This is a genomic window from Gemella cuniculi DSM 15828, assembly GCF_000425665.1.
Taxonomy (GTDB): Bacteria; Bacillota; Bacilli; order Staphylococcales; family Gemellaceae; genus Gemella; species Gemella cuniculi.
This window is the reverse complement of the sequence record NZ_KE384432.1, coordinates 144,010-168,511: the sequence shown is the minus strand read 5'-3', so window position 1 is coordinate 168,511 and position 24,502 is coordinate 144,010. Positions and strand designations below refer to the sequence as shown.

General features: G+C 28.2%; 26 protein-coding genes, 1 other RNA gene, 1 pseudogene and 1 riboswitch. Of the genes and pseudogenes, 21 read left to right on the top strand and 7 right to left on the bottom strand.

Features of this window, described 5'->3' with window-relative positions; genetic code table 11:
• Positions 1-10: 10 nt before the first annotated feature.
• Positions 11-113: riboswitch (SAM riboswitch) on the top strand.
• Between the two features lie 166 nt (positions 114-279).
• Together metK and H612_RS0106995 are read left to right on the top strand one after the other, a co-directional pair.
• On the top strand, positions 280-1,461 hold the full coding sequence (gene metK / locus H612_RS0107000) for a methionine adenosyltransferase (protein ID WP_027130797.1): 1,182 nt from the start codon (positions 280-282) through the stop codon (positions 1,459-1,461).
• Positions 1,462-1,622: 161 nt separating this feature from the next.
• Positions 1,623-1,985, top strand: coding sequence for a truncated hemoglobin (locus H612_RS0106995; protein WP_027130796.1), 363 nt, complete (start codon positions 1,623-1,625; stop codon positions 1,983-1,985).
• A gap of 76 nt (positions 1,986-2,061) precedes the next feature.
• On the opposite strand, the gene H612_RS0106990 is transcribed toward H612_RS0106995, so the two are convergent.
• Both H612_RS0106990 and H612_RS10510 read right to left on the bottom strand, forming a co-directional pair.
• A complete protein-coding gene (locus tag H612_RS0106990) occupies positions 2,062-2,490 on the bottom strand; it encodes an LmrA/YxaF family transcription factor (protein WP_245570464.1) in 429 nt (142 codons plus the stop codon).
• A 33-nt stretch (positions 2,491-2,523) separates the two neighbouring features.
• Positions 2,524-2,610: pseudogene (locus H612_RS10510) on the bottom strand (TetR family transcriptional regulator); the annotation flags it as partial.
• Positions 2,611-2,996: 386 nt separating this feature from the next.
• Here H612_RS10510 and H612_RS0106985 point away from each other — a divergent pair.
• The 12 genes from H612_RS0106985 to H612_RS0106935 all read left to right on the top strand — a co-directional run bounded on the left by H612_RS0106985 (position 2,997) and on the right by H612_RS0106935 (position 11,713).
• Positions 2,997-3,773 (top strand): phosphatidylserine decarboxylase, encoded by a 777-nt coding sequence (locus tag H612_RS0106985; protein ID WP_027130794.1) that lies wholly within the window; start codon positions 2,997-2,999, stop codon positions 3,771-3,773.
• An 8-nt stretch (positions 3,774-3,781) separates the two neighbouring features.
• Positions 3,782-4,372, top strand: a complete 591-nt coding sequence (locus H612_RS0106980; protein WP_245570463.1) for a YqeG family HAD IIIA-type phosphatase — start codon at positions 3,782-3,784, stop codon at positions 4,370-4,372.
• Entirely contained in the window at positions 4,365-5,483 is a 1,119-nt protein-coding gene (gene yqeH, locus H612_RS0106975) for a ribosome biogenesis GTPase YqeH (protein ID WP_084167253.1), read from the top strand. Before H612_RS0106980 ends, yqeH begins: the two co-directional genes overlap by 8 nt.
• 63 nt (positions 5,484-5,546) lie before the next feature.
• Positions 5,547-5,846, top strand: a complete 300-nt coding sequence (yhbY, locus tag H612_RS0106970; RefSeq protein WP_027130791.1) for a ribosome assembly RNA-binding protein YhbY — start codon at positions 5,547-5,549, stop codon at positions 5,844-5,846.
• Between the two features lies 1 nt (position 5,847).
• A complete protein-coding gene (nadD, locus tag H612_RS0106965; protein ID WP_027130790.1) occupies positions 5,848-6,456 on the top strand; it encodes a nicotinate (nicotinamide) nucleotide adenylyltransferase in 609 nt (202 codons plus the stop codon).
• Positions 6,431-7,300, top strand: coding sequence for a bis(5'-nucleosyl)-tetraphosphatase (symmetrical) YqeK (gene yqeK, locus H612_RS0106960; protein ID WP_027130789.1), 870 nt, complete (start codon positions 6,431-6,433; stop codon positions 7,298-7,300). The genes nadD and yqeK overlap by 26 nt, the downstream gene beginning before the upstream one ends.
• Positions 7,301-7,314: 14 nt before the next feature.
• Positions 7,315-7,653, top strand: coding sequence for a ribosome silencing factor (gene rsfS, locus H612_RS0106955; RefSeq protein ID WP_027130788.1), 339 nt, complete (start codon positions 7,315-7,317; stop codon positions 7,651-7,653).
• Between the two features lies 1 nt (position 7,654).
• Entirely contained in the window at positions 7,655-8,374 is a 720-nt protein-coding gene (locus H612_RS0106950; RefSeq protein WP_027130787.1) for a class I SAM-dependent DNA methyltransferase, read from the top strand.
• A gap of 250 nt (positions 8,375-8,624) precedes the next feature.
• A complete protein-coding gene (locus H612_RS0106945) occupies positions 8,625-9,050 on the top strand; it encodes a CopY/TcrY family copper transport repressor (protein ID WP_027130786.1) in 426 nt (141 codons plus the stop codon).
• Positions 9,051-9,097: 47 nt separating this feature from the next.
• Positions 9,098-9,880 (top strand): SDR family NAD(P)-dependent oxidoreductase, encoded by a 783-nt coding sequence (locus H612_RS0106940; protein ID WP_027130785.1) that lies wholly within the window; start codon positions 9,098-9,100, stop codon positions 9,878-9,880.
• 106 nt (positions 9,881-9,986) lie between these two features.
• An RNA gene (gene ffs, locus H612_RS09755) (signal recognition particle sRNA large type) lies at positions 9,987-10,251 on the top strand.
• A 115-nt stretch (positions 10,252-10,366) separates the two neighbouring features.
• A complete protein-coding gene (locus H612_RS0106935; RefSeq protein WP_027130784.1) occupies positions 10,367-11,713 on the top strand; it encodes an MATE family efflux transporter in 1,347 nt (448 codons plus the stop codon).
• 342 nt (positions 11,714-12,055) lie between these two features.
• Here the strand turns inward: H612_RS0106935 and H612_RS0106930 are convergent, their stop codons facing one another.
• The 4 genes from H612_RS0106930 to fsa form a co-directional block, all read right to left on the bottom strand.
• On the bottom strand, positions 12,056-12,280 hold the full coding sequence (locus tag H612_RS0106930; protein WP_027130783.1) for a hypothetical protein: 225 nt from the start codon (positions 12,278-12,280) through the stop codon (positions 12,056-12,058).
• Between the two features lie 784 nt (positions 12,281-13,064).
• A complete protein-coding gene (locus H612_RS0106925; RefSeq protein WP_027130782.1) occupies positions 13,065-13,268 on the bottom strand; it encodes a hypothetical protein in 204 nt (67 codons plus the stop codon).
• Between the two features lie 399 nt (positions 13,269-13,667).
• The gene (gene rpmG, locus H612_RS0106920) at positions 13,668-13,817 is read right to left on the bottom strand and encodes a 50S ribosomal protein L33 (RefSeq protein ID WP_003145675.1); all 150 of its coding nucleotides are present in this window, start codon (positions 13,815-13,817) and stop codon (positions 13,668-13,670) included.
• 154 nt (positions 13,818-13,971) lie between these two features.
• Entirely contained in the window at positions 13,972-14,625 is a 654-nt protein-coding gene (gene fsa / locus H612_RS0106915) for a fructose-6-phosphate aldolase (RefSeq protein WP_027130781.1), read from the bottom strand.
• A gap of 221 nt (positions 14,626-14,846) precedes the next feature.
• On the opposite strand from fsa, the gene H612_RS0106905 reads away from it, so the two are divergent.
• From H612_RS0106905 to H612_RS0106880, 6 genes are all read left to right on the top strand, one after another.
• Positions 14,847-15,200 (top strand): hypothetical protein, encoded by a 354-nt coding sequence (locus H612_RS0106905; RefSeq protein ID WP_027130780.1) that lies wholly within the window; start codon positions 14,847-14,849, stop codon positions 15,198-15,200.
• A gap of 194 nt (positions 15,201-15,394) precedes the next feature.
• Positions 15,395-16,024, top strand: coding sequence for an NAD(P)-dependent oxidoreductase (locus H612_RS0106900; protein ID WP_027130779.1), 630 nt, complete (start codon positions 15,395-15,397; stop codon positions 16,022-16,024).
• A gap of 292 nt (positions 16,025-16,316) precedes the next feature.
• The gene (locus H612_RS0106895; RefSeq protein WP_027130778.1) at positions 16,317-18,059 is read left to right on the top strand and encodes a 2-oxoacid:acceptor oxidoreductase subunit alpha; all 1,743 of its coding nucleotides are present in this window, start codon (positions 16,317-16,319) and stop codon (positions 18,057-18,059) included.
• Position 18,060: 1 nt separating this feature from the next.
• The gene (locus tag H612_RS0106890) at positions 18,061-18,933 is read left to right on the top strand and encodes a 2-oxoacid:ferredoxin oxidoreductase subunit beta (protein WP_027130777.1); all 873 of its coding nucleotides are present in this window, start codon (positions 18,061-18,063) and stop codon (positions 18,931-18,933) included.
• 12 nt (positions 18,934-18,945) lie between these two features.
• Positions 18,946-19,215: a hypothetical protein gene (locus H612_RS0106885; protein WP_027130776.1), complete on the top strand. Its 270-nt coding sequence runs from the start codon at positions 18,946-18,948 to the stop codon at positions 19,213-19,215.
• A gap of 2 nt (positions 19,216-19,217) precedes the next feature.
• On the top strand, positions 19,218-20,279 hold the full coding sequence (locus H612_RS0106880; protein WP_027130775.1) for a M42 family metallopeptidase: 1,062 nt from the start codon (positions 19,218-19,220) through the stop codon (positions 20,277-20,279).
• A 51-nt stretch (positions 20,280-20,330) separates the two neighbouring features.
• On the opposite strand, the gene H612_RS0106875 is transcribed toward H612_RS0106880, so the two are convergent.
• Complete coding sequence (locus tag H612_RS0106875) at positions 20,331-21,599, bottom strand: FtsW/RodA/SpoVE family cell cycle protein (RefSeq protein ID WP_027130774.1); 1,269 nt, start codon at positions 21,597-21,599, stop codon at positions 20,331-20,333.
• A 232-nt stretch (positions 21,600-21,831) separates the two neighbouring features.
• On the opposite strand from H612_RS0106875, the gene mutS reads away from it, so the two are divergent.
• On the top strand, positions 21,832-24,498 hold the full coding sequence (gene mutS / locus H612_RS0106870) for a DNA mismatch repair protein MutS (protein ID WP_027130773.1): 2,667 nt from the start codon (positions 21,832-21,834) through the stop codon (positions 24,496-24,498).
• Positions 24,499-24,502: the final 4 nt, after the last annotated feature.

Sequence of the window (24,502 nt, the reverse complement as noted above, 5' to 3'; positions counted from 1 at the left end):
AGAATATAAATACTTATCAAGAGTGAGTGAGGGATGAGGCCCGTTGAACTCCAGCAACCTAATCGATGGATTAAGGTGCTTTCCTTAGCAAAGTTTACTTTGAGCGATGAGGTAATATAAATGGACCTTGTCAAATTGATGAGGTCTTTTTTGTTTTTTATATGATTATGGTATATACTTATAAGTAAGAGTAGGTTTTTATATATTCAAATAATGAGTAAAGGTTAATGAGATAGTTTTATATTAATATCAGACAAATAAGATAATTAGGAGAGAAAAATGGGTAAAACATATTTATTTACATCAGAGTCGGTTACAGAAGGGCATCCAGATAAAATTGCAGATCAGATTTCAGATGCGATTTTGGATGAAATTTTAAAACAAGATCCATATGGGCGAGTAGCTTGTGAAACTTGTGTTAATACTGGATTAGCAATTTTAGTTGGTGAAGTATCGACAACAGCGAATGTTGATTTTCAAAAAATAGTAAGAGAGACAATAAATGAAATTGGATATAATGATCCAACTGTAGGATATTCTGGGGATCATATTTCGGTTCTTGTAGGGTTGGATAAACAATCACCAGATATCGCTTTAGGAGTAGACAATTCACTAGAAACAAAAGAATCAATGGAAGAAAAAGAAGTCGGAGCAGGTGATCAAGGTCTGATGTTTGGATTCGCAACAAATGAAACATCTTCTTATATGCCGTTACCAATTTATTTAAGTCATAAACTTTCAAAACAACTTGCAGATGTAAGAAAAAATGGAACGCTTACTTATCTAAAGCCTGATGGAAAAGTACAAGTAACAGTTGAATATGATATAAATCATAGAATAAAAAGAATAGATACGATAGTGGTTTCGACACAGCATGCGGCAGAAGTATCACAAAAACAAATTCATAGTGATATTAAAAAATACGTAATAGAACCATGCTTAGACAAAGAATTGTTAGATGAAAATACTAAATACTTTATAAATCCAACAGGAAGATTTGTTATTGGTGGACCAGTGGGTGATGCAGGTTTAACTGGAAGAAAGATAATTGTTGATACATATGGTGGATTTTCACGACATGGTGGTGGAGCATTTAGTGGAAAGGATGCAACGAAAGTAGATAGATCCGGAGCGTATATGGCAAGATATATTGCCAAAAATATAGTAGCCAGTGGTATTTGTGATAAAGTAGAAGTACAACTTGCGTATGCCATTGGAGTAGCAAATCCAGTATCAATTTTTGTAGAAACTTTTGGAACTTCAAAAGTAGATGAAGGAGAAATTGTAAAAACGATAAAAGAGGAGTTTAGACTTACTCCAAACGGAATTATAGAAACTTTAGATCTTAGAAAACCAATCTTCAAAAAGACAGCAGCCTATGGACATTTTGGAAGAGAAGATCAAGATTTTACATGGGAAAGATTAGATAAAATAGAGAAATTTAAAAAATTATTGAAATAATAAAAATAATTTTTGCAAAAATTTTAAAAAAATTAGTATGGATAAAAAATTCATACTAAATTTTTTTATGGACAAATTAATTGCAAAATGCACAATAATGTAGTTTAATATAAATAAGTGTAAATAGTGAAAAAAAATATGGACATTTTGTGGAGGATGTTATGAATTTATTTGATCAAATAGGAGAAGAAAATATAGACTTACTTGTTAGTTATATGTATGATGACATAATTCCAAATGATGATAGAATAAATATTTTATTTTCTGATGGTTTTGAGAAAATTAAAGTAGAGCAAAAAAAATTTTTCAGATTATTTTTAGGACAACCAGGTCATTCTGTTTTTGTGACACCAGATTTAAGAAAAAAACATATGAAATTACCTATTTCAATAAAAGAGGCAAAGTATTGGTTTGAAGATTTTGAATTAGCTTTAGCGAGACTTGATATTGATCCAGCGATAAAAAAATTTCTTAGTCAAAAAATAAATTCATTAACTGTTCAAATGATTAATACGGTTAAATAAAGTTAGCATTTATATTTGATAACAATGCCATAGTAAAGAGAAACTGGAATTTAGAGAATTCTAAATTCCAGTTTCTTTATGCAACGTCTTCTTCTTCGTCCACTTTGGTAAATACCTCTTCAAGTACTTCAGGACTAGCTGTTGAAATAAATTTTATTGATGATTTTATATTATATAAAAATGCTTCATCTTTGTGAATTCTGTGAGCAGAAATAGCACCTTGAATACTGGTGAAAAGCCATTCGCTAATAGGATTGCACAAATCTTCTGGTAAATTTCTGTCAAAAAGACCGTCTGCAAGAAGTAAGCGCCAATTTTCTAATATATCACTGCATTTTTCAGCAATCATAGGAGAAAGTTCGGCAGTTTCCATCGCTAGTAAAGTAAGGGAAAAACCACTTCGTTTGCATGCTTTTCCTTTAGAAATAAAAAGATCAAAAACAGCTGTCAAATATTCTTCTAAAGTCCCTATTTTAGGAGAAATGGTTTTGAATTCTTTTTTCACATTATAACTAATTCTGTCTAATGCTTCTAGATAAATTTCATCTTTTCCTTTTGGAAAGTAGTAATAAACGCTACCTTTAGGGGCTTTTGCTTTTTTTATTATATCCTGAACACTTGTCAGAGAATACCCCTTAGTTCAAACGTTTTGGACAGTAGTTAATATAATGTTTTCTTTAACTTTATTATTAAGTGTCATGTCATTCACTCCCTTACATATATCTCGTACACTTATTATACAATATTTATACACAAAAAATCAATAATGTATAACAATTTTTCAAGAAAATTTACTTAATATAAGTTTGCTTAAATTAATAATGATAACGTATTAATTAAAAATATTTTTATAAAATATTAAGTATGAAAATTCATAAAGTAAAAATTTTTATTTGAAACAGGATATTGTAAAAAATTGATAAAATAAATTTAGGTTAGTTTGACCTCTCAATGTTGAATAAATACAGTTTTTATAGTAAAATATAACATGATGTTTAAAAGGAGAATGCTATGCTAAAAAAGAAAATGTTTCAACTTTGTGTTGAATTAACTAATGGAGATTTAAGCTCTCGTACTTTAAAAAAATTGACGAAATCCAATTTAAGTAGACTTCTGATTCAACCCTTTGCAAAAATTTATGACATAAATACTGAGGAAGTACTTGATGAACTTGATGATTTCAAGAATTTAAATGAATTTTTTATAAGAAAACTTCAACCTAACGCACGACCTATTGATAAGGATGAAAATAGTTTTGTAAGTCCGACTGATGGAGTTATTTCTGAGATAGGAACTATTAGCAAATCAAGGACTTTTATTGTGAAAAATCAGACTTATAATGTACAGACTTTAGTAGGAGACAGTGAGCTTGCTGATAAATATAAAGATGGTACATATATGATTATTTATTTAAGTCCAAAAAATTATCACAGAATACATTTCCCAATGAATTGTCAAGTTAAAGATGCTTATAGCCTAGGAAAATATTCTTATCCTGTTAATAATTTAGGGCTTGAATTAGGGGATAATATATTAAGTTATAATTATCGCCAGGTTTATAAACTTTCTGGGAAAATAAACTATACGTTAATACCTGTTGGTGCACAAAATGTAAATTCAATTATTCCGACTTATGATAATATTTATGTGAAAAAAGGTGACGAATTAGGTTACTTTGAATTTGGATCCACTGTTGTTTTACTTTTTGAAAAAGATAATGTTATTCTTGAGAATGATTTAGAAAATAAAGAAATTAGGATGGGAGAGAAAATAGCTACAATTTTGTAAGTTATTTAGTGATATTTGTGATTTTAAAAAAATTTTTTTTACCAGATGATTTTATAGAAAAATATGAATTTATAGATGTTGAGTACATGAATATGCACAACAAAAAAGTTATTATTTCAGATTTAGATAATACTTTGATTTCATGGGATAGTAAAAAAGATACAAAAGAATTAAATCGTTGGCTAAAAAAAATGAGAAAAGCTGGATTTGATATTATTGTTGTATCTAATAATACTGAAGAACGAGTTGAAGAATTTTGTAAAAAGTTAAATCTTCAATATGTAGCTAGTGCGAAAAAGCCATTTACTACAGGATTTAAAAAAGCATTAAGAAAACTAAATAGAAAACCTGAAGAAGCCATTATTTTGGGTGATCAAGTACTTACAGATGTTTTTGGTGCTAAAAATTTTGGAGTAATGAGTGTTTTAGTAAAACCAATCTCAAAAACAGATGCTTTTAAAACACGTGTTAATAGATTTTTTGAAGGATTAATAATAAAAATTTTAACGAGAAGAAAAGCATTTCCTAAAATGAAAAAAGTGAAGTATAAGTTAAATCGAAAAAAAGTGAAAGAAAATAGTGGAGGCTATATTGGATAATAAAATTTATTGCATAGGTTGTGGGATAGAAATTCAAAGTGAGAATTCTAAAAAGCAAGGATATTTACCTAGAAGTGTTGTTGAGAAAGATGAAGATAACCAACTAGTATGTAAAAGATGCTTTCGTTTGAAGAATTATAATGAAGTATCTGATGTTGAGTTAGGTGCTGATGATTTTTATAAACTTATTAAAACTTTATCTAAAAAGGACGCACTAATAGTCAAGGTTGTTGATATTTTTGATTTTTCTGGAAGTTGGATAGAAGATGTAGTAGATATAGTTGGAAATAATAAAGATATAGTTTTAGTAGCGAATAAATTAGATTTGTTGCCAAAGTCTGTGAAAGAAAATAAAATAAAGCAATGGCTGTTCAAAATGATGAAATCTAAGGGTGTAAAAGTTAAAGATATTTTACTAATAAGTGCAATAAAAAATCATGGAATAGAAGAGGCTGCACAGAAGCTAGATATTCTTCGAAATGGAAAAGATATTTATATAATAGGTGCAACGAATGTAGGTAAATCTACTTTCATAAATAAACTTATTGAACTTACTACAGGTGACAAAAATGTTATAACAACATCGCATTTTCCTGGAACAACTTTAGGTATGATAGAAATACCTTTAGATAAAGCTACAAGTATTTATGATACACCGGGTATTATTCTAAATTATGACATTGCACACTATTTGGATGCGAGAAGTTTGAAATTTGTTATGCCAAAAAAGGAAATTAAAGCAAAAGTATTTCAACTTAATGAAGAACAAACTCTATTTTTTGGAGGAATGGCACGAATGGATTTTGTTAAAGGAGAGCGCCAGAGCTTTACCCTTTATGTTTCTAATTTAGTAGAAATTCATAGAACAAAATTAAGTAATGCAAATTCTTTATTCGAAAAGCACTTAGGCACACTTTTAGCACCTCCATTTGAAGATAGTTTATCAATTTTCAAGAACCAAGTTAGGAAAAATTTTAAAATTGATAGTAAGAAAACCGATATTGTTATTTCTGGACTTGGATGGGTAACAGTAAACAGTGATAGAGGCTGTGAAATAAATATTTGGGTACCAGAGGAAGTAGAGGTATTTGTAAGAGAGTCTATAATATAGATAACATATATTGTAAAAAAGTATAATATATATGAATTAAATAAAACAAGAAATGAGGAAAAGATGTTAAAAGGAAAACAAAAAAGACAATTAAGAGCTTTAGCTCATCATCTTACACCAGTTTTTCAGGTAGGGAAATTTGGTGTAAATAGTGAAATGATAAAAGGTTTAAGAGATGTTCTTGAACGACGAGAATTAATAAAAATTAGTATTTTACAAAATTGTGAAGAAGATAAAGACGAAATAGCAAGAATCTTATCAGAAAGAACTTCTTCAGAGTTAGTTCAACTAATAGGTCACACAATAGTTTTATACAAGCAAAGTTCAAAAGAAAAATATAGAAAAATTGAGTTGGTGAAATAAAATGGCGATAGCTCTTTATGGTGGAAGTTTTGATCCAATACACATTGGACACCTGATTACAGCTAATAACGTGCTAGAAAATTATGAATTAGAAAAAATTATTTTTGTTCCATCACATATTACTCCGCTTAAGGGGAGAAGTTTAGAAGCTGCTGACAAAAATAGATATGAGATGATAAGGATTAGTATAGAGAAAAATACAAAATTTGAGGTAAGCAGCTATGAAATTGAAAAGGATGAAGTAAGTTATAGTTATCATACCGTAAAATATTTTAGTGAAAAATATAAAGGTAAAAAGATTTACTTTATTGTTGGCACAGATAGAGCGAAAGATTTAAAAAAATGGTATAATATAAATGAGCTTTCTAAAATGGTAACATTTATTTTTGTTGCTCGTGATAAAGAAAGTTTGGAGAAGATTGTAAAAGAGGATAATTTTTATAAAAGTATTGATTATGAGATAATGTTTTCTCCGGTTATAGAATTAAGTTCTAGTTTAATAAGAAATAATATTAAACAAAACAAAAGTATAAATTATATGGTTACTGAAGAATGTAAGTCATATATAGAGGAGTTGAGTTTATATGGAATTCCAAGAAATTCAAAATAAAGTAAAAGAAATATTACCACAAAAAAGATATGAACATACACTTAGAGTAGTGGAAGTAGCAAAACATTTGGCAAAAGTTTATGGTGCAAACGAGGAGCGTGCTGCACTTGCTGCATTAGTGCATGATGTATGCAAACCAATGGACGAGGTTGTTATGAAAAAATATGTAATTCTTCATAATCTTGATGTTAATCTTTTAGATTATCCTGTAGAAGTTTTGCATGGTCCAGTAGGAAGTGCATATATAGAAGAAGAGTTCGGCATCGAAGATGAAGAGGTGAAGCTTGCTGTAGCAAATCACACATTTGGAAGAAAGCATATGACTTTGTTAGAAAAAATAATCTTTATATCAGATTATATAGAACCGCAAAGAAAGCATCCGCATCTTAAAGAAGTTACCGAAGTATCAGATTATGATTTAGATGAAGCTGTGAGACTAGCTGCAAAGTATACTTTAGTTTATTTAATAGATAACGATGAAAGGATTTATCCACCATTATTAGAGTGCTATAATTACTACAATATAAAAAATTATAGAGTAGGTTTTAAAGAAAAGAATAAAGAAAAAATTCTTAATGAAGAAAAGACTATCACTATTAGAAATAAAAGTGAAGCACATTTTAAAAAGGGTGATTTACTAGAAGCAACTACATATGAAGATCCTGATACTGTTTTTGCAACTTTAGAAGTTGATTTAGTAAAACCAGTAACTCGTGATACTCTAACAGAGCGTTATGCAAAACATTATGGTGTAACTCGTGAGGAGCTTATTGAAAAATTAGCAAACAGATATCCAGAAGATGATGTATTGTACGTGGTGATGTTCCACACAACAAAAAAATAAGAAAGAGGATGAAAATGGAAGTAGAAAATTTATTAAAAATTGTCGTAGATGCTTGTGATGATAAGCACGGATATGATATAGTAGCTTATGATTTAACAAATGCAGGAGTTTTGTATGACTATTCAGTAATTTGTCACGCCCCAACTTCAAGACAGGTAGAAGCTATTGCTGCTGAAGTTCGTGAGAAAGTTTTGGAGAACAACGTAAATATTTATAGCACAGAAGGTTTAAGAGAAGCAAAATGGATTCTTATGGATTTAGGTGATGTTATTGTAAATATTTTAACAAGAGATGATAGAGAATATTATGAACTAGACGCACTTTTTGAAAAACATCCTCTAAAAGAGGTTTAATATGTACGAAAATTTAAGTCTTGTTTATGATAGGTTAATGGATGCAGATTACGATACTTATATCAATATTATAAGCCAAGAATTAGAAGGTAAAAAAAATCTTCTAGTTCTTGATTTAGGTTGTGGAAGTGGTACGATGTTGCCGGAACTTGAAAAATACGGGAAAGTATTTGCAATAGACAATAGTGAACAGATGTTAGCTATTGCCAGTGAAAAAGCACCAAATTGTAATTTTTTTAAGATGGATATATTGGAGATAACTTCTTTAGGAGAAAAATTTGATTTTATTTTAAGTGCTTTTGATGTCTTTAATTATTTAGAGAACTTTAATGAGTTTAAGGAAGGTTTGTCGGAAGTTTATTTTTCTTTAAGAAAAGGAGGGAAATTTGTTTTTGATATACACACTCCTTACAAAATTAATTTTATGCTAGAAAATAAAATTTTCGCATATGAAGAAGATGACATTAGTTATATTTGGTTCACGTATGGAACGAAGAATAGTTTGGAAGTAGAAAGTGAATTAACATTTTTTGTAAAAGAAAAAGATAATTTGTACAAAAAATTAGAACAATATCAAAAACAAAGAACATATTCGATAGAAAGTATATTAGAGGAAATTAGGAATATAGGTTTTAAAATTAATAAATATTTTTGCGATTTTGATTTAGAAAATCAAAATTATGAAAATTCAGAAAGAATAATTTTTGTTTTAGAAAAGTAGTAAAGAGAGAAGAATAAAAAGTAATAATACTTTTTATTCTTTTTGTTATACAATAATTTAAATTTAAGATTCTCTTAGATTTTTAAATACATAAATAATTGACTTTAATTGTATAAAATAGTATTATAATTACAGATGTAGATGATGAATAATATCTATCAACTAGAAGCTAAACTTAAAAAATAGTTCTAGTTTTTTGTTTATAATTGGTATAAGGTTTTATAAAGAATAAAAAAGGAAGTTAAAGTATATGAATATTAATATTTCAGAAGCAGAATGGGAAGTAATGAGAGTGGTTTGGAGCAATGATGTGGTTACTAGTAAATTAGTAATGGATACACTCAGTAAAAAAAAAGAGTGGTCAGCTTCAACTGTTAAAACTTTATTGTCGAGATTAGTTTGTAAAAATATTTTATCAACGGAGAAAATAGGGAACAAATTTTTTTATAATTCAATCTATACTGAAAGTGATTGTCTAGAAAATTTAACACAAACTTTTTTAAAAAAATTTTGTACAAAAAAAACTAAACTAATTACCAATTATATAATAGAAGAAAATAATTTAAGTAAAAGCGATATTGATAGCATTATCAAATTATTATTAGAAAAAAGAAAAGTTGCAGAAGATAGGGTGTCTTGTAATTGTATCAAGGGACAATGTACGTGTAAAAAATAGTTATTTCGTATAAAAATATAATATAAATAAAAAAGAGAGGTGTCATTATGGAAATAACTAAGAAAAAAATTTTAATAACAGGTGCTTCTAGTGGGATAGGGCGTGAACTTGCATACCAAATAGCTAGTAAAAAAAATGTAGATTTAATTTTAGTTGCCAGAAGAACAGAAGCATTAGAAAAAGTTGCTAAAAAATGTGAAAGTAATGAAGGAGTCAGTACGAAAATATATTCTGTAGATATAGGATTACAAGGTGAAGTTGATGAATTAGTACGAGATGTTGATGATGTAGATATCTTAATCAATGCGGCTGGATATGGAATAATGAAAGGTTTTGATGAATTTACAGATTATGAAGTTGTAAAGATGTTCGATACTAATGTTATAGGAACGATTCAATTAACTAGTGAGTTAGCCAAAAAAATGAAAGAGAAGAAGTCAGGAAACATAGTGACTGTAGCTTCTTTATCTGGGAAAATTGCAACACCTAAAACATCTGTTTATTCAGGAACAAAGTTTGCATTGTTAGGATACTTTAATTCTCTACGTTTAGAGTTAAAAAATTATAATATTCATGTAATGACTGTTAATTTGGGGCCTGTTGCTACAAATTTTTTCAACGCATCAGATGATAATAAAAAATACTTAAAAACAATAGGAGGTAAACCACTGACTCCTAAGATAGTTGCTTCAAAAATAATTAAAGGAATTGAAAAAAATAAAAGAGAAGTAAATCTTCCATTAAAATTGGTATTAGGTACAAAAATAAATCAGTTATTTCCTAGCATTGGAGATATAATCTTATTAAATATGTTTAAAAATAATAAATAGAAAATAGAGAGCTACTCAATTAATATTATAAAAAAATAAGGTTGAATTCAGTGTTTTTATAAGACATAAGGTCTTGCTTTTTATATTTAAATTTGCTATAATAAAGAAATGCTAGGTGGGGAGTTAGCGGTGCCCTGTACTTGCAATCCGCTTTAGCAAGACCGAATACCGAGATGCGGGTAGATTAGGGAATGTCGAGTTTAACACGTAATGTTGAGACTAAGGCACCTTACGACGCAATGCTTATGAACCATGTCAGGTCCGGAAGGAAGCAGCATTAAGTAAGTTTATTGTGGGTGTGAGTTTTTGTCAAGGTTGAGTTGGCGATTGAACTAACGGTTTTTTACTCTATTCAAGTCTCGGTTGCATTTTTATAAATCGATGATTATCTGAAAGTTCTGGCTTTTGGATTTTTTTTAATGTTTTGTAATTTTAATTTATATTTTATTTAAAATAAGTTTTATTATTACTAAAAAAGGAGAAATTATGTATCAAGGAAAAACTATAAAAGAACAATCTTTAATATTTGTGAAGTTATTGTTTCCAGTTTTGATTTATCAAATTATATCTTATTCGTCTGGAATGATTGGAACTTTTATGGCAGGACACTATAGTCCAACAGATTTGGCAGGGGTAAGTATGGGAGTAAACATTTGGAATCCTGTCATGTATACATTAAACGCTATAGTTCTTGCAATAATTCCCATAGTATCACAATTGATAGGAAAAGGTCGTGAAGAAGAGATACCTACAAAAGTTAGGCAATTTTTATATATAGCAGTATTCATAAGTATTATTTTAGTAGTAGTTTTAAATACGTTGGCAAGTCCAATAGTAGATAGTTTAGGCTTAGATTTGAAAATTTCAGAAATAACAAAAAATTACTTATTCTACGAAAGTTTTGGGGTATTGTCAATATTTTTATACATTGTATTACGTGCTTTTATGGATAGTTTAGGTTTAACTAGATTATCTATGATAATGATGGTAATTTCGGTTCCTATAAATGTAGTTTTTGCTTATGGATTCATTTTTGGAAAATTTGGTATGCCAGAGTTAGGGGGAGCAGGAAATGCAGTAGCGGTTTCATTAACATATACAGTTTTATTTTTTGTAGCACTTGCTTTAACTTTAAAACATCCTAAGTTAAATAAATATAAAATATTTAAAAAAGAGGGAATTAAAATTGCACATTGGAGAGAAATTTTCAAATTGGGAATTCCCATTGCATTTGCAACAGCATTAGAAACTGTAGTTTTTTCTACGTTATCCTTGATGGTTTCTAGATTTGATACAACCATTATTGCTTCACATCAAGCTGCACTTAACTTTTCTGGTTTTTTATATAGTTTACCTGTGAGTGTTGCAAATACCGTCACAATTATAGTCGCATATCATGTGGGAGCAAAAAATTATAAAATGGCACAAAGATATACTTTATTAGGAACTATAATGGGAATGATTTTTTCAGTTATAATAGGATTGGGAGTATGGGTATTTGATAGTAAAATTCCATATTTATATAGTAACGATAGTGATGTAATTAATTTAACTTCCCATTTATTATTGTATGCGATAGGGTTTGCAGTTTGTGACTCATTTGCTTCATGTTTAGCTGGAGTTCTTAGAGGATATAAAAAGGTAATTCCAATCTGTGTAGCAATGGGTGTAGGATATTATTTGATTGGGATTCCTGTAGCATATTATCTAGTATTTAAATTAGATGTAGGTATAGATGGATTGTGGATTGGTTGGATAGTTGGTTTATCATTCTACGCAATAGGCGTCTTAATGTATTATGTTAATTTGCGAAAAAAAGTTAGTAAAATATAAATAATATTTTAATAAAAAAGAGCAGTTCAATAAAGTTTTATTTCAAATTTTGTTAAATTATATTCACACGAGTTTATATTGTTAGAACTTAAAAGGGAAGGATTCTAAAATGAGAAAAATACCTTTTTTTATTGATTTTTTTAAAGAATTTTGGTAAAATAAAGGAATAGTAAATTAATTAAATCCGTGATTAATACAGGATATTTATTTAATTTCTTTCTAGTGATTGAGTGTTTAAGTTTGCCGACTTACTCAATCACTTTTTTTATTTCTTTATCTTATATTTATATTATACTAAACGTTTAAACGTTTGTCAATGTTTTTTTTATTTTTGATATTTTTTTATTTTTTTTTTAACTCTTGTAAATGCTCTTGTTGTGCCATTTCTACAAATTTAAACGCCGTACTTTTGTATGTTCTATATTTTTTTTTCTCTTTTGCTTCTAAATTTTCAGAAAAACGCTGACGGTCTTTAGCATTTCTTATTTCTTTTTCTTTCGCTTTTTCCTCCTCTGTTAGGCGTGCCTGTCTTTTAGCGTATTGAGTAAGTTTTTTCTCTTGACTCATTTCTTAGATTGCCCCTTTCTTTTTTTTATTTATTATGATATAATATATCAAAAGGAAGATGAACGATACAGGGTCGCCCATCTTTTAGAAAATATTTAAAAATTACTTTTTACGCTTTGGGTTGCAGCCCTTGGCGTTTTTTATTTTTTCATCAATAAATTTGTAAAGGTCGATTAAGCCTTTTAAAATATTAATTATTAATAAAATAAAAGTTAATTCTCGCATATTTCCACCCTCTCGCTGCCTTTAATTTGGCGGCGTTCCTTATCGGGCTGTAAGTATTTTACTAACTTACAAATTTATTGTATTACATCCACGTTTAAACGTCAAGTGTTTATTTGCTTTTTTTTCAAATTATTTTAAAATTATTATAAAGAGTGTAGTGTCAATGTTTTTAAAAGCTTTTGATTTTTTTCTTCTATATAATTTAAAAATAAACGTTTTTTTAAAAAATAAATCCTAAAAACAATTACTTAATTAATTAGAATATTTTTTTATAAATTACGAAGATAAAAAAATACTACTTCATAAAAAAACACACCTATATTCCCATCAGGAGAAAAATCTCTTAAATTCTGGGGTATATATGATCAAAAAAATAATAAAAAAATAAAAATCTTTTGTGGTTGCCAACCATAAGTGTTAATCATAAATTTTGTTTGTTATTAAAACAAAAAAAGAAGAGATAGACTTAAAATATAAGTTATCTCTTCTTTATTTTTGTGTAAACACCACAATATATATCATAATAAAAAATAAAATTAATAAAATAAGGTGACAAAAACTAATTTTCAATATTGTAGACTTCTTTTTCAACCTCACGTACCATTGTAAGTAAGTTTTCTTTAATCCTCTTAGTTTTGTTATATACAGAAGTCCTACCATATCCAACTTCAAATCCCACTTGTTCATAACTTTTACCTTGTCTAAAAAATAAACTCCATATCTCCTGATCTATAAGTGAACTTTCGTAATATAATTTATCCACACACTCCAAACATTTAGTATGGAAATAATGGGAAATTAAATAAAAAGAATTATTATTTAAACGTTACGGATGAAATAACTAATAATTATCTATACCTTAATTTCACGAATGATAAACTAAAAAAAACAAAATTTTAAAAAATAAAGATCCATGATTTCAGTCATACACATTGTAGTCTCCTATTTGAAAGTGGATTTGTTATTCTAAAAATTACAAGATAGGTTAGGTCATTTAGATTAAAAACTAAAATGAAAAACTGTGCTACGTAATAAAAAAACAACATGATAGCTGATAAATTTGCTAAATTTATGATTAAGTTTGATATGATAATATTCAATATCATTCTAGTATAAAATAAAAAGCCTTAAACACTGATAATTTAAGGCTTTTATAACTTTATTATTTAGTTTCTCTGTGTAAAGTCACTTTTTTTAATCTTGGACAATATTTTTTTAGTTCAATACGGTCTGGATTATTTCTTTTATTCTTTTTAGTAATGTAGTTTCTGTCACCACATTCTGTACAAGCTAATGTTACATTTACGCGCATTAATATAACCTCCTATAAAATTTAATCTTAACAACTTTTTCATACAACAAAATATATTATACCACCTGTTTCAAATTATTTCCAGTATAAAATGTTATTTTTTAAAAATTATTTTTTATTTACACTAATTTTATAGTTAGTTCTTTATTTGTTGTTATTCTCCGAAAACTTTATAATAATCTTGTTTGAATTTTTCAATCCCTATATCTGTAAGTGGATGCTTTATCATTTGTTTTATAACTCCATAAGGAACGGTAGCTATATCACAACCCATTTTTGCACATTCAGCTACATGAATAGGATTTCTAACACTAGCTGCAATAATTTGTGTATCAAAATTATTATTAGAAAAAATTTCAACTATTTCTTCTATTAGTAGTAACCCATTGTGTGAGATATCATCTAATCTACCTAAAAATGGTGAAACATAAGTAGCTCCTGCCCTAGCGGCAAGTAATGCTTGAGTTGCACTAAATATTAAAGTAACATTAGTTTTAATACCCTCCTCTTTTAAGACTTTCACAGCACGTAATCCATCTTCAGTCATAGGAATTTTTACAACCATATTTGGATGAATTTTTGCTATTTCGCGTGCTTCTTCTACCATATCTTCCCATTTTTCAGTTGTAGCTTTAACTTCTCCACTAATTGGACCGTCTACAATTTCGGTAATCTCTTTAATTACATCTTCAAAGTTTCTCCCTTCTTTTGCGATTAAAGATGGATTCGTAGTAACTCCACAAATCACTCCAAGATCATTAGCTAAACGAATATCCTCAACATTAGCAGTATCTATAAAAAATTTCATTTCGTTATCCCCTTTCATTTACTACTAGAATTATAATATCATACTATGAAAACTATTTCAAACTTTTGTAAGATTTAATTATTAAGAGAAATAATACGTTTAGATAATAGTATGTTTATATTAAATTTAAGGGTTGAAAAAGAAAAAATAAAATTATTTACTGACCATTTGTTTTTTATTGAAATATATGGTAGAATAACACTATATTTAGGAGGATTAACATGAAGAAGTTTTTAGAAAAAGTACCATACTTAATTTTTTCTTTCTTTTTATTTATAATACTACCTCTTTGCTCTTATTTTATATCCAATAAATCTGGAATGATAATTTTATTACTTATTTTTATGTATCCGGTTATTAGCTTTTTTATATCATTCTTATATGCATATAATAAAGACGATTTTAGTTATCTGTTCTCTATTATAATAGGCGTATTTTATTTGATATCTTGTTTAATTATATTGAATTTTGATATTCTTATTTATGGTCTTGGGTATGTATTCTTTAGTTTGTGTGGTCAAGGTGTGGGTTTTTTAATTGGCAAACTGAAGAAAAATAAAAAGAGTGCTGAATAGATCTTAGGTTGATTATTATTAATTAGATTATTATAAAAGTAGTAGATGTTTATTATACTTTACTACTCTTTTTTTATTGTGTTTAATGGTTTCTTTTGAGTAACTATACCACATTAAAGTGCATACTTGATAACTATTTTGTGTTATAGTACCATATAACTATAGTAAGATAACAATTTTTGGAGGATATTAAAATGAAAATAGTAGTGATTGGTGCTAATGGGAAAGCTGGAAGACTTATAGTTAAAGAAGCAAAATTAAGAGGACATGAAGTAGCAGCAGTTGTTCGTTCGGAAAATATTTCGGAAGCAAGTGAGGTTATAAAAAAAGATTTATTTGATTTAACTAAAGAAGATTTAAAAGATTTTGATGTTGTAGTTAGTGCTTTTGGTGCTTTTACTCCTGAAACTCTACCATTACATTCAAAATCAATAGAACATTTTGCTGATTTATTGGAAAATAGTGAAGTTAGATTTTTGGTTGTAGGTGGTGCTGGTAGCTTGTATATTGATAATACACATACTGTGAAATTATTGGATACACCAGAATTTCCAGAGGAATTTAAACCCCTAGCTACTGCACAAGCTGATGAATTAACGCTTCTACGAACAAAAGAAAATTTAAATTGGACTTTTGTAAGTCCAGCAGCTAATTTTATTGAAAATGGGGAAAAAACAGGTAATTATGTTATTGCTGGAGAAGTTTTTACAACTAATGATAATGGAGAAAGTTTTGTTAGTTATGCAGATTATGCTAGTGCTATGGTTGATGTAATTGATAGTGGTGATTACATAAAAGAAAGAATTTCTATTTATACAAAATAGTAAGATAATAAGTTAATTAACTCTTTACTGAGCGATTCAGTAAGGGGTTTTTTATTATGAAATTGATTCTAAATTTAAGTCGGTTATGAATAGAACAGAAGTGAAAATGATTTATGTTTAGAATATAGTTAGTACAAGCACGGGTATTGTGAAAAAATAATTATTGAAATAAATTAATTTATGGTTAGAATAGAAACATTATGAACAATAGAAAAAATTTATAAAATATGATAAAATAGAGTATTAAGAAATCAACAAAAAATTTCTAATGAAAGAGATTGAAGGAGATTGTATGTTAAATAAATTAGGATGGAAAATAGGTGGAGAACAAGGAGAAGGCTTAGAGGCAACGACAGAAGTTTTCTCAACTGTTATTAATACACTTGGATATCATATGTATTCTACAAGAGATTTTGCAAGTAGGATAAAAGGTGGGCATAGTAACAGTAAAATTTGTATTTCAGAGGAAAGAATAGATGTTATTGATTATAAAACGGATATTCTTATTGCGTTTGATCAAGTTACACTTGATAGTTACCTAGAAGAATTAGATGAAGGTAGTATAATAATTGTTGACGAAAAAATAAAGCCTAATGTGTCAGAAAATATTAAAGGACTTGTAGCAATTTTTCCTATTACAAATCTTGCTAAACAGATTGCTGCTCCAATTATAAAAAATATTATAACATTGGGGATTTGTTCGGCACTATTAAATATTGAAAAAGAATTATTTTATAACATGATAGCAGCAAAATTCTCATCAAAAGGAGAAGAAATTGTGAAAACAAATATTCAAGCTTTTGATAAAGGTCATGAGATAATGAAGGAATTTATGACAGAAAATAATATCGGAGACAAATATTATTTAAAAAAATTAGAAGTGAAAAATAATAATATGTGGCTTATAGGAAATCATGCTGTAGGACTTGGAGCACTTGCTGCAGGTTGTCGTTTGTATGCGGGATATCCAATAACACCAGCCACTGAGATAATGGAATATTTATTTGATAAACTTCCTTTGGTTAAAGGGGCTTATATCCAAACAGAAGATGAAATCGCAGCCTTAGGTGTTGCTATTGGAGCAAATTTTGCAGGAGTAAGAGCAATGACAGCAACGTCTGGACCAGGGATTTCTCTCATGACAGAGTTTTTAGGGATGGGAGTTATGGCTGAACAGCCTGTTGTTTTAGTGGATGTTCAACGTGGAGGTCCATCATCTGGTCTTCCAACAAAAATTGAACAATCTGATATTTTTCATGCGGTTTATGGAGGAACGGGAGATGCTTCAAGAATTGTTTTAGCACCAACAACGGTGGAAGATTGTTTTTATATTATGATAGATGCGTTTAATATGGCGGAAAAATATCAAACTCCAGTGATCGTTCTTATGGACTTACAACTAGGTATGAATAAGCAGACAGTTCCAAATTTTGATTTTGAGAAGGTGGAGATTGATAGAGGAAAACTATTAACTCAAGAAGAAATAACAGAGGAAAATATAATTTATTTTAAACGATATGGTGTAGAATCTTTAGTATCAGAAAGAACCATTCCAGGGCAAAAGGGAGGAATACATAATGCCAATAGTTATGAGCATTCGATAATAGGATTACCTTCTGAAGTTAAAACAAATACAAAAAAACAAAAAGAAAAAAGATCGGAAAAAATTGAAACAGCATTTATAAAAAAACCATTTATTCTGAATGAATACAATGATGAGAAAGATATTCTTTTAGTTGGTGTAAACTCAACATATGGTAGTTTAAATAAGGCTGCAAAAGAATTAAAAGAACAAGGTATGAAAATTGACACTATGCACTTAAGACAAATTTATCCGGTGGTTCAGGAAATAAAAGATCAATTTGATAAATATAGAAAAGTTTATATAGTGGAGCATAATCATAATAAACAGCTACGCACTGTGATAGCTAGTAAATACCATAATTCTGATAAAATCAGTAGTTTATTGAAATATGATGGTGATATATATTATACACATCAACTTATAGAACAACTGTTAGAGGAGGAGAAATAATATGAAGGTAACATTGAAAGATTATAGAAACGATGTTAAACCTGACTGGTGTGCAGGCTGTGGAGATTATTCTGTATTAGCAGGAATTCAAAGAGCTGTGGTTAATTTGGGTATAGCACCAGAAAATGTTGTTATCTCTGCTGGAATAGGTTGTTCAGGAAAAATTAGTGGATACACAAAAGCATATGGAGTTCAAGGACTTCATGGAAGAAGTTTACCAGTTGCCCAAGGAATAAAACTAGCAAATCAAGATTTAACTGTTTTTGCTATGGGTGGAGATGGTGATGGTTATGCAATTGGTATAGGTCATGCAGTTCATGCAATGAAACGTAATGTTAACATGACTTATGTAGTAATGGATAATCAACTTTATGCTTTGACAAAAGGTCAAATGTCACCAAAATCTGATGAAGGTTTGATAACTACAACAACAGTGGATGGAGTTATGGAAAAGCCATTATCAGCTATGAAAATTGCACTTTCGTGTGAAGTTACCTTCCTAGCACAAGCATTTACTGGTGATATAAAACAATTAATGAATATTTTTGAAGAAGCAATCCAACATGAAGGTTTCTCATTGGTAAATGTTTTTAGCCCATGTAAAACTTATAACTATAAAAATACACCAGAGTGGTATAAGGAAAATTTAACAAAAATAGAAGATATAGAGGGCTATGACAACACTAATAAATTAGAAGCATTTAGGATTTTAGAAGAATATAATGATTTGGTTACAGGGATTATTTACAAAAATGATAAGAAGCCAAAGTATGAAACTATATTAAAAAATTACGACATAGAAAAACCATTAGCACATCAAGACTTAACATTTAATCAAGAAATGTTTAATAGCCTATGTGATGAATTTAGGTAAAGAGGTTGAATTATGAAAGTTAGAAAAATTTTGATACCACTAGCAGTAATGAGTGCGGTTTATTATTGCTATAAAAAAAGTGAAGAAATAGAATATGATAATAGTCATATAGATAAATGTAGAAACAATCTTATTGCACTTGGGTATGATGTAAAAGATAGTTATACATTAAATTTAAAGGAAAATACATATTTAATGTTCTACTTTGATAATAAAGGGATAAGTTATGAAGTGAAATTTGATAAAAATAATCAACAGATAGAATATATAAAAGAGGTATAAAAATGAGTAAATCAATGAAAAGATTTGAAGAGTTGACTATGCTAGATGGAGCATCAGGATTTGAAAATGAAATTTCTAAATATTTAGAAGAAAATTTATCTAAGTATGCTGATGAAATTAAGTATGATAACCTTGGTGGTATTTACGCAATTAAAAAATCAAAAAAAGAAAATGCAAAAACTGTCATGATAGCGGCACATATGGATGAAGTAGGTTTTATTGTTACAAAAATCTTACCAAATGGATTTTTAAAATTTGAACCATTAGGTGGTTTTAGGGAGGATGTCTTACTTGCACAAACTTTTACAGTAACTTCATATGAAGGGAAAAAATTTACAGGAGTTATTGGTTCAATACCTAAACATTTTACAGCAGGTGTGGCACAAAATGTAAAAATTAGTGAAATGACTATTGATCTTGGAGCAAGTTCAAGAGAAGAAGTTATTGCCATGGGAATCAGAGAGGGAGCTTTTGTAACTCCTAAAACTACTTTTGAAAAATTAACAGAAAATAGAATTATGACTAAGGCAGTCGATAATAGGTACGGATGTGTCATTATCACAGAAATACTAGAAGAATTTTCAGGTAGAGAATTGGATATTAATCTAGTAGTTTGTGCAACAGTGCAAGAAGAAGTAGGTTTAAGGGGAGCACGAATAGCTGCTAACATGATTAAACCTGATATTTGTTTTGTTGTTGACTGTAGTCCAGCGAATGATATGGATGGTTCTGCTATGAGTAATGGTCGCTTAGGTGAAGGCTTTTTGGTAAGATTAGTAGATAGAACTATGGTTCTTCGTCCTAATATGCGTGAAAAATTAGTAAAAATAGCGGAAGAAAATAATATTAAATATCAATATTTCACATCACCTGGAGGAACTGATGGTGGAAATATTCATCAATCATTAGTGGGTATACCTACAGCAGTAATTGGTATTTGTGCCAGATACATTCATACACATAATTCTATTTTTGATATGCGAGATTATTATGCAGCCAAGAGTATTTTAGAAAAATTGATAGAAAGTATTGATGAAAAATTTATTGAAGATGTAAGAAAATAAGAAAAGAACGAGGGCAGAGTTTTTCTGCTCCTCGTAAATAAAGTTTTATAATTATTCATTACTATAATCATTGTAATATCTATTATTATTATTTTTACGTTTACTACGACTATATGGACGTTCTTGTGGTTCTTCATTATAACTATCATCATGGCTATTATCGTAGCTTTCATAATAATATTCATCTTCTAGATATTCTTCGTGTATTGTAGCATTTATTTTTATAATTATTCCTAAAAGTATGCTGTTAGCTATAAGAGAACTACCACCATAACTAATAAATGGCATACTAATTCCAATAACTGGAATAATACTAAGTGTTGAGAAAATATTAGTAAAAAATGAGAAACAAAAACTACATATTGATAGTAAGATAAAATAGTAACTATAATTACCTTGTTCACATTTTTTAACAATATTGAATAATCTCAATATGAAAATAAAAAATAATATTAGGAAGAAAAACGCACCTATAAATCCAAAATTTTTAGCAACTATAGAAAAAATAAAATCATTAAATTGTTCATCAATATAGTTTTTATTTTTAACAAAAGTTCCAGTTAGACCACCAAGTTTAATTTCATTTAAAACTTGAGTAATTTGGTAAGAATAGTCTAATTTATAGGCCTCAGGATTTAACCAAGATAATATTCTATTTAGTTGATAGCTTTTTATTCCAACAAGTGATAATAGTTTTGGAAAGTATAGTGCCGCCAAAATAATAATAGCTAATCCAGCTAGTACCACAGAATAAATATTGAATAAAGTTTTTTTATGGGTACTAACTAAAAATACTAAACCTAAGAATAAAAATATAAAGAATAATCCATTTCCTAAGTCGTTTTCTTTAAGAATCAAAACAAAAGGAAGTGCAACTATTAATAATATTTTTAATAGTTTAATAGGATCACTATTTTCCTTGAAATTTTTTTCTTTTATTAACAAGCTAATCATTCCTACTGTAGCTATTTTTGCAAATTCTGATGGTTGTAGTGTAAATATTCTAAAGTTATACCAACTTCTTGCTCCGTTAACAACTGGTGCTAAATTAGTAGAAACTAAGAATATTCCAACCAAAAGTATCAGAGAAAACAAGTAAAATGCTAAAGAAAATTTTTCTATATAGTTAATAGGAATTTTTTGTAGTAAATAAATTATTACTAAACCTATTATATAAAATATAAATTGTTTAAGGAATAATGTAGGTGTATGGTTATTGTTATATTCAGCTAGCAATATAAAAATAAGGCTAGAAAAAGCGAATATAAAATAAAAAATTAGTATTGATAAATTAATTTTATTTTTTATAAAATCTAGCATAATACAACTCCTTTGTTGTAATTATACAATAAGAAAAAAAGATAAGCAATTAAAATAATAAATAATAATTTTTTAAGTATTAAGTTGTTAATATTTATTGTGGAGAGGAATAAACTAAATACATTTACTTAAGGTGAGTTAGATCCTCTTAGCTACACATTATTAAATTGGAAATAAAAGAAGTACTTTTATAAGTAGAAATGTATAAAATAAAAAAGAAAGGTTTGATTGAATGAAATACACACCAATGGTGGAACAATATTTAAAAATAAAAAAAGATTATCAAGACATGTTTTTATTTTATCGTCTTGGGGATTTTTATGAATTATTTTTTGATGATGCGATTCGTGCGTCAAAAATTTTGGAAATAACGCTAACTGGAAGAGATGGAGGAGCAGAGAAAATTCCAATGTGTGGTGTTCCATTCCACTCTTCAGCAGGGTATATTGATACCTTAGTTAATAATGGATACAAAGTAGCAATCTGTGAACAAGTATCAGAACCTGGTCAAGGAAAGATAGTTGAACGAAAAGTTGTTCAGGTAATAACTCCAGGTACCTATATGAATTATAAAAATTATGATGAAAATAATTTTTTGGGAAGTGCATATGTAAAGGATAATAATATTTATTTTTCATTTTGTGATATTATGACTGGAGATAGTCGTTGTACAATTTTGAAAACAATGGAAGATTTGCAAGATGAAATTTTGAAAAATAATATAAAAGAAGTTATAAGTATCAATAGCCAAAAGTTAGATGTTTCAGCCTATGTAACAGAAGTAGAACTTGATGAAAATATAGAAAAAGAAAAAACTGATAATTTAAATGATAAAAATTTGAAATTATGTTGTAATATTTTATTAGACTACATAGAAAAAACACAAAATAAAGATATATCAAGTTTAAAGGATTTTGAAATATATTTTAAAGATAAATTTGTTTATATGACGAATTATTCTATAAGGAATTTAGAAGTAACACAAAATATGTCTAATGGAGGTAAAAAGGGTTCTTTACTTAGTATAATAGATAAGACTTCTACAGCGGCAGGTTCTAGAAAATTAAAAAACTGGTTAGAAAATCCATTATTGAATATATCAGCGATAAAAACTCGTCAGGAGATAGTGGAAGATTTTGTTAAGCATTATTTTGAAAAAGCAGATGTAAAAACTTATTTAAAAGAAGTTTATGATTTAGAAAGAATAGCAACTAAAGTTTCTTATAACATAGTAAGTCCTAAAGAATTGCTTAATTTGAAAAAGACTTTGGAACAAATTCCAAATATAAAAAATTTATTGCTTAGCTTTGATTCTAAGAAACTAGTGGAAATTGCAAAAAATATAGATGAATTAACAGACCTCTATGAATATTTAGAATTAACTATTCATGAAGAAGCTGGGCAAACTGTAAAAGAAGGAGATGTTATCAAGCAAGGATTTAATGAAGAGTTAGATGGTTATAAAAATGCTAGTAAAAATGGTAACAAAATCCTTCTAGAAATAGAAGAGCGTGAAAAAAATAGAACAGGTATAAAAAACTTAAAAATAGGTTATAACAAAATTTTTGGTTATTTTATTGAAATTACTAAAGTTGGACTAAAAAATATAGATCCAACAGAGTTTGGTTATCACAGGAAACAGACTTTATCAAATTGTGAGAGATTTATCTCAGAAGAGTTGAAAGAAGTAGAAGAGCATATAGTTAATTCAAAGGCAAAAATAGAAGAATTAGAACTAAAATTATTCCAAGATGTAAAAGCAAAAATTTATAATTTTATTCCACGACTTCAAAAAGTTGCAAGCACACTAAGTGATATTGATGTCTTTGTTTCACTTTCAGATGTGGCAGAAGAGTATGGATATGTAAAACCTGAGTTTAATGATAATAATATTATAAACATAATAGAAGGAAGGCATCCTATAGTAGAAAGGAATGTTAGTGCCGATAGTTATATAAGTAATGATTGCAAAGTAGAAAGTAAAGATAATATTTTGTTAATAACAGGACCGAATATGTCGGGAAAATCAACCTATATGAGACAACTTGCATTGATAGTAATTTTGGCACAAATCGGATCATTTGTACCAGCAACATCTGCTAATCTTCCAATATTTGATAAAATTTTCACTCGAATAGGTGCTAGTGATGATCTTGCTGGTGGAAAATCAACATTTATGGTTGAGATGATAGAGGCGAAAAATGCGTTGGTTGAATCTACCTCAAACTCTCTTTTAATTTTTGATGAAATAGGTCGTGGTACGTCAACTTATGATGGAATCGCTCTTGCTCAATCAATACTTGAGTACATAAATAATACAATTAAATGTAAAACTTTATTTTCAACGCATTATCATGAGTTAACAAAATTAGAAAATAAGACTCAAGGTATAAAAAATATCCATGTTTCTGCAAAAGAAGATCATGGAGAATTAATTTTTCTTTATAAAATTAATGAAGGCCCTATAGAAAAAAGTTATGGTATACATGTTGCTAAACTTGCTCATCTTCCTGAAGAAGTGATAACAGGTGCTAGCGATATATTAAAGGAATTAGAAAATGGTATCATAGGAAAAGAAGACTTAATTAGAATTAAAGAAAAACAATTAAATCTTAAAGATAGTAATAAAGTTAATATTCAGAAAATAAATAACAATGCAACAGAAAAAACAAAACTAAAAAATATTGAAGAAAAGAAAACTAACAATACAATTACAGAGAAATTACAAGATAGTAAAAAGGTATATGCAAAACTTCAATTAGATTTAGAAGGAAATAATGAAAAATTTAAGTACATAAAAGAAAAGTTAGAGAATATAAACTTTTTGGAAACAACACCTTTTGAAGCATTTAATCTTCTATACGAACTTCAGAAAAAATTAAATGAGGAGGGGGAGTAGAAAT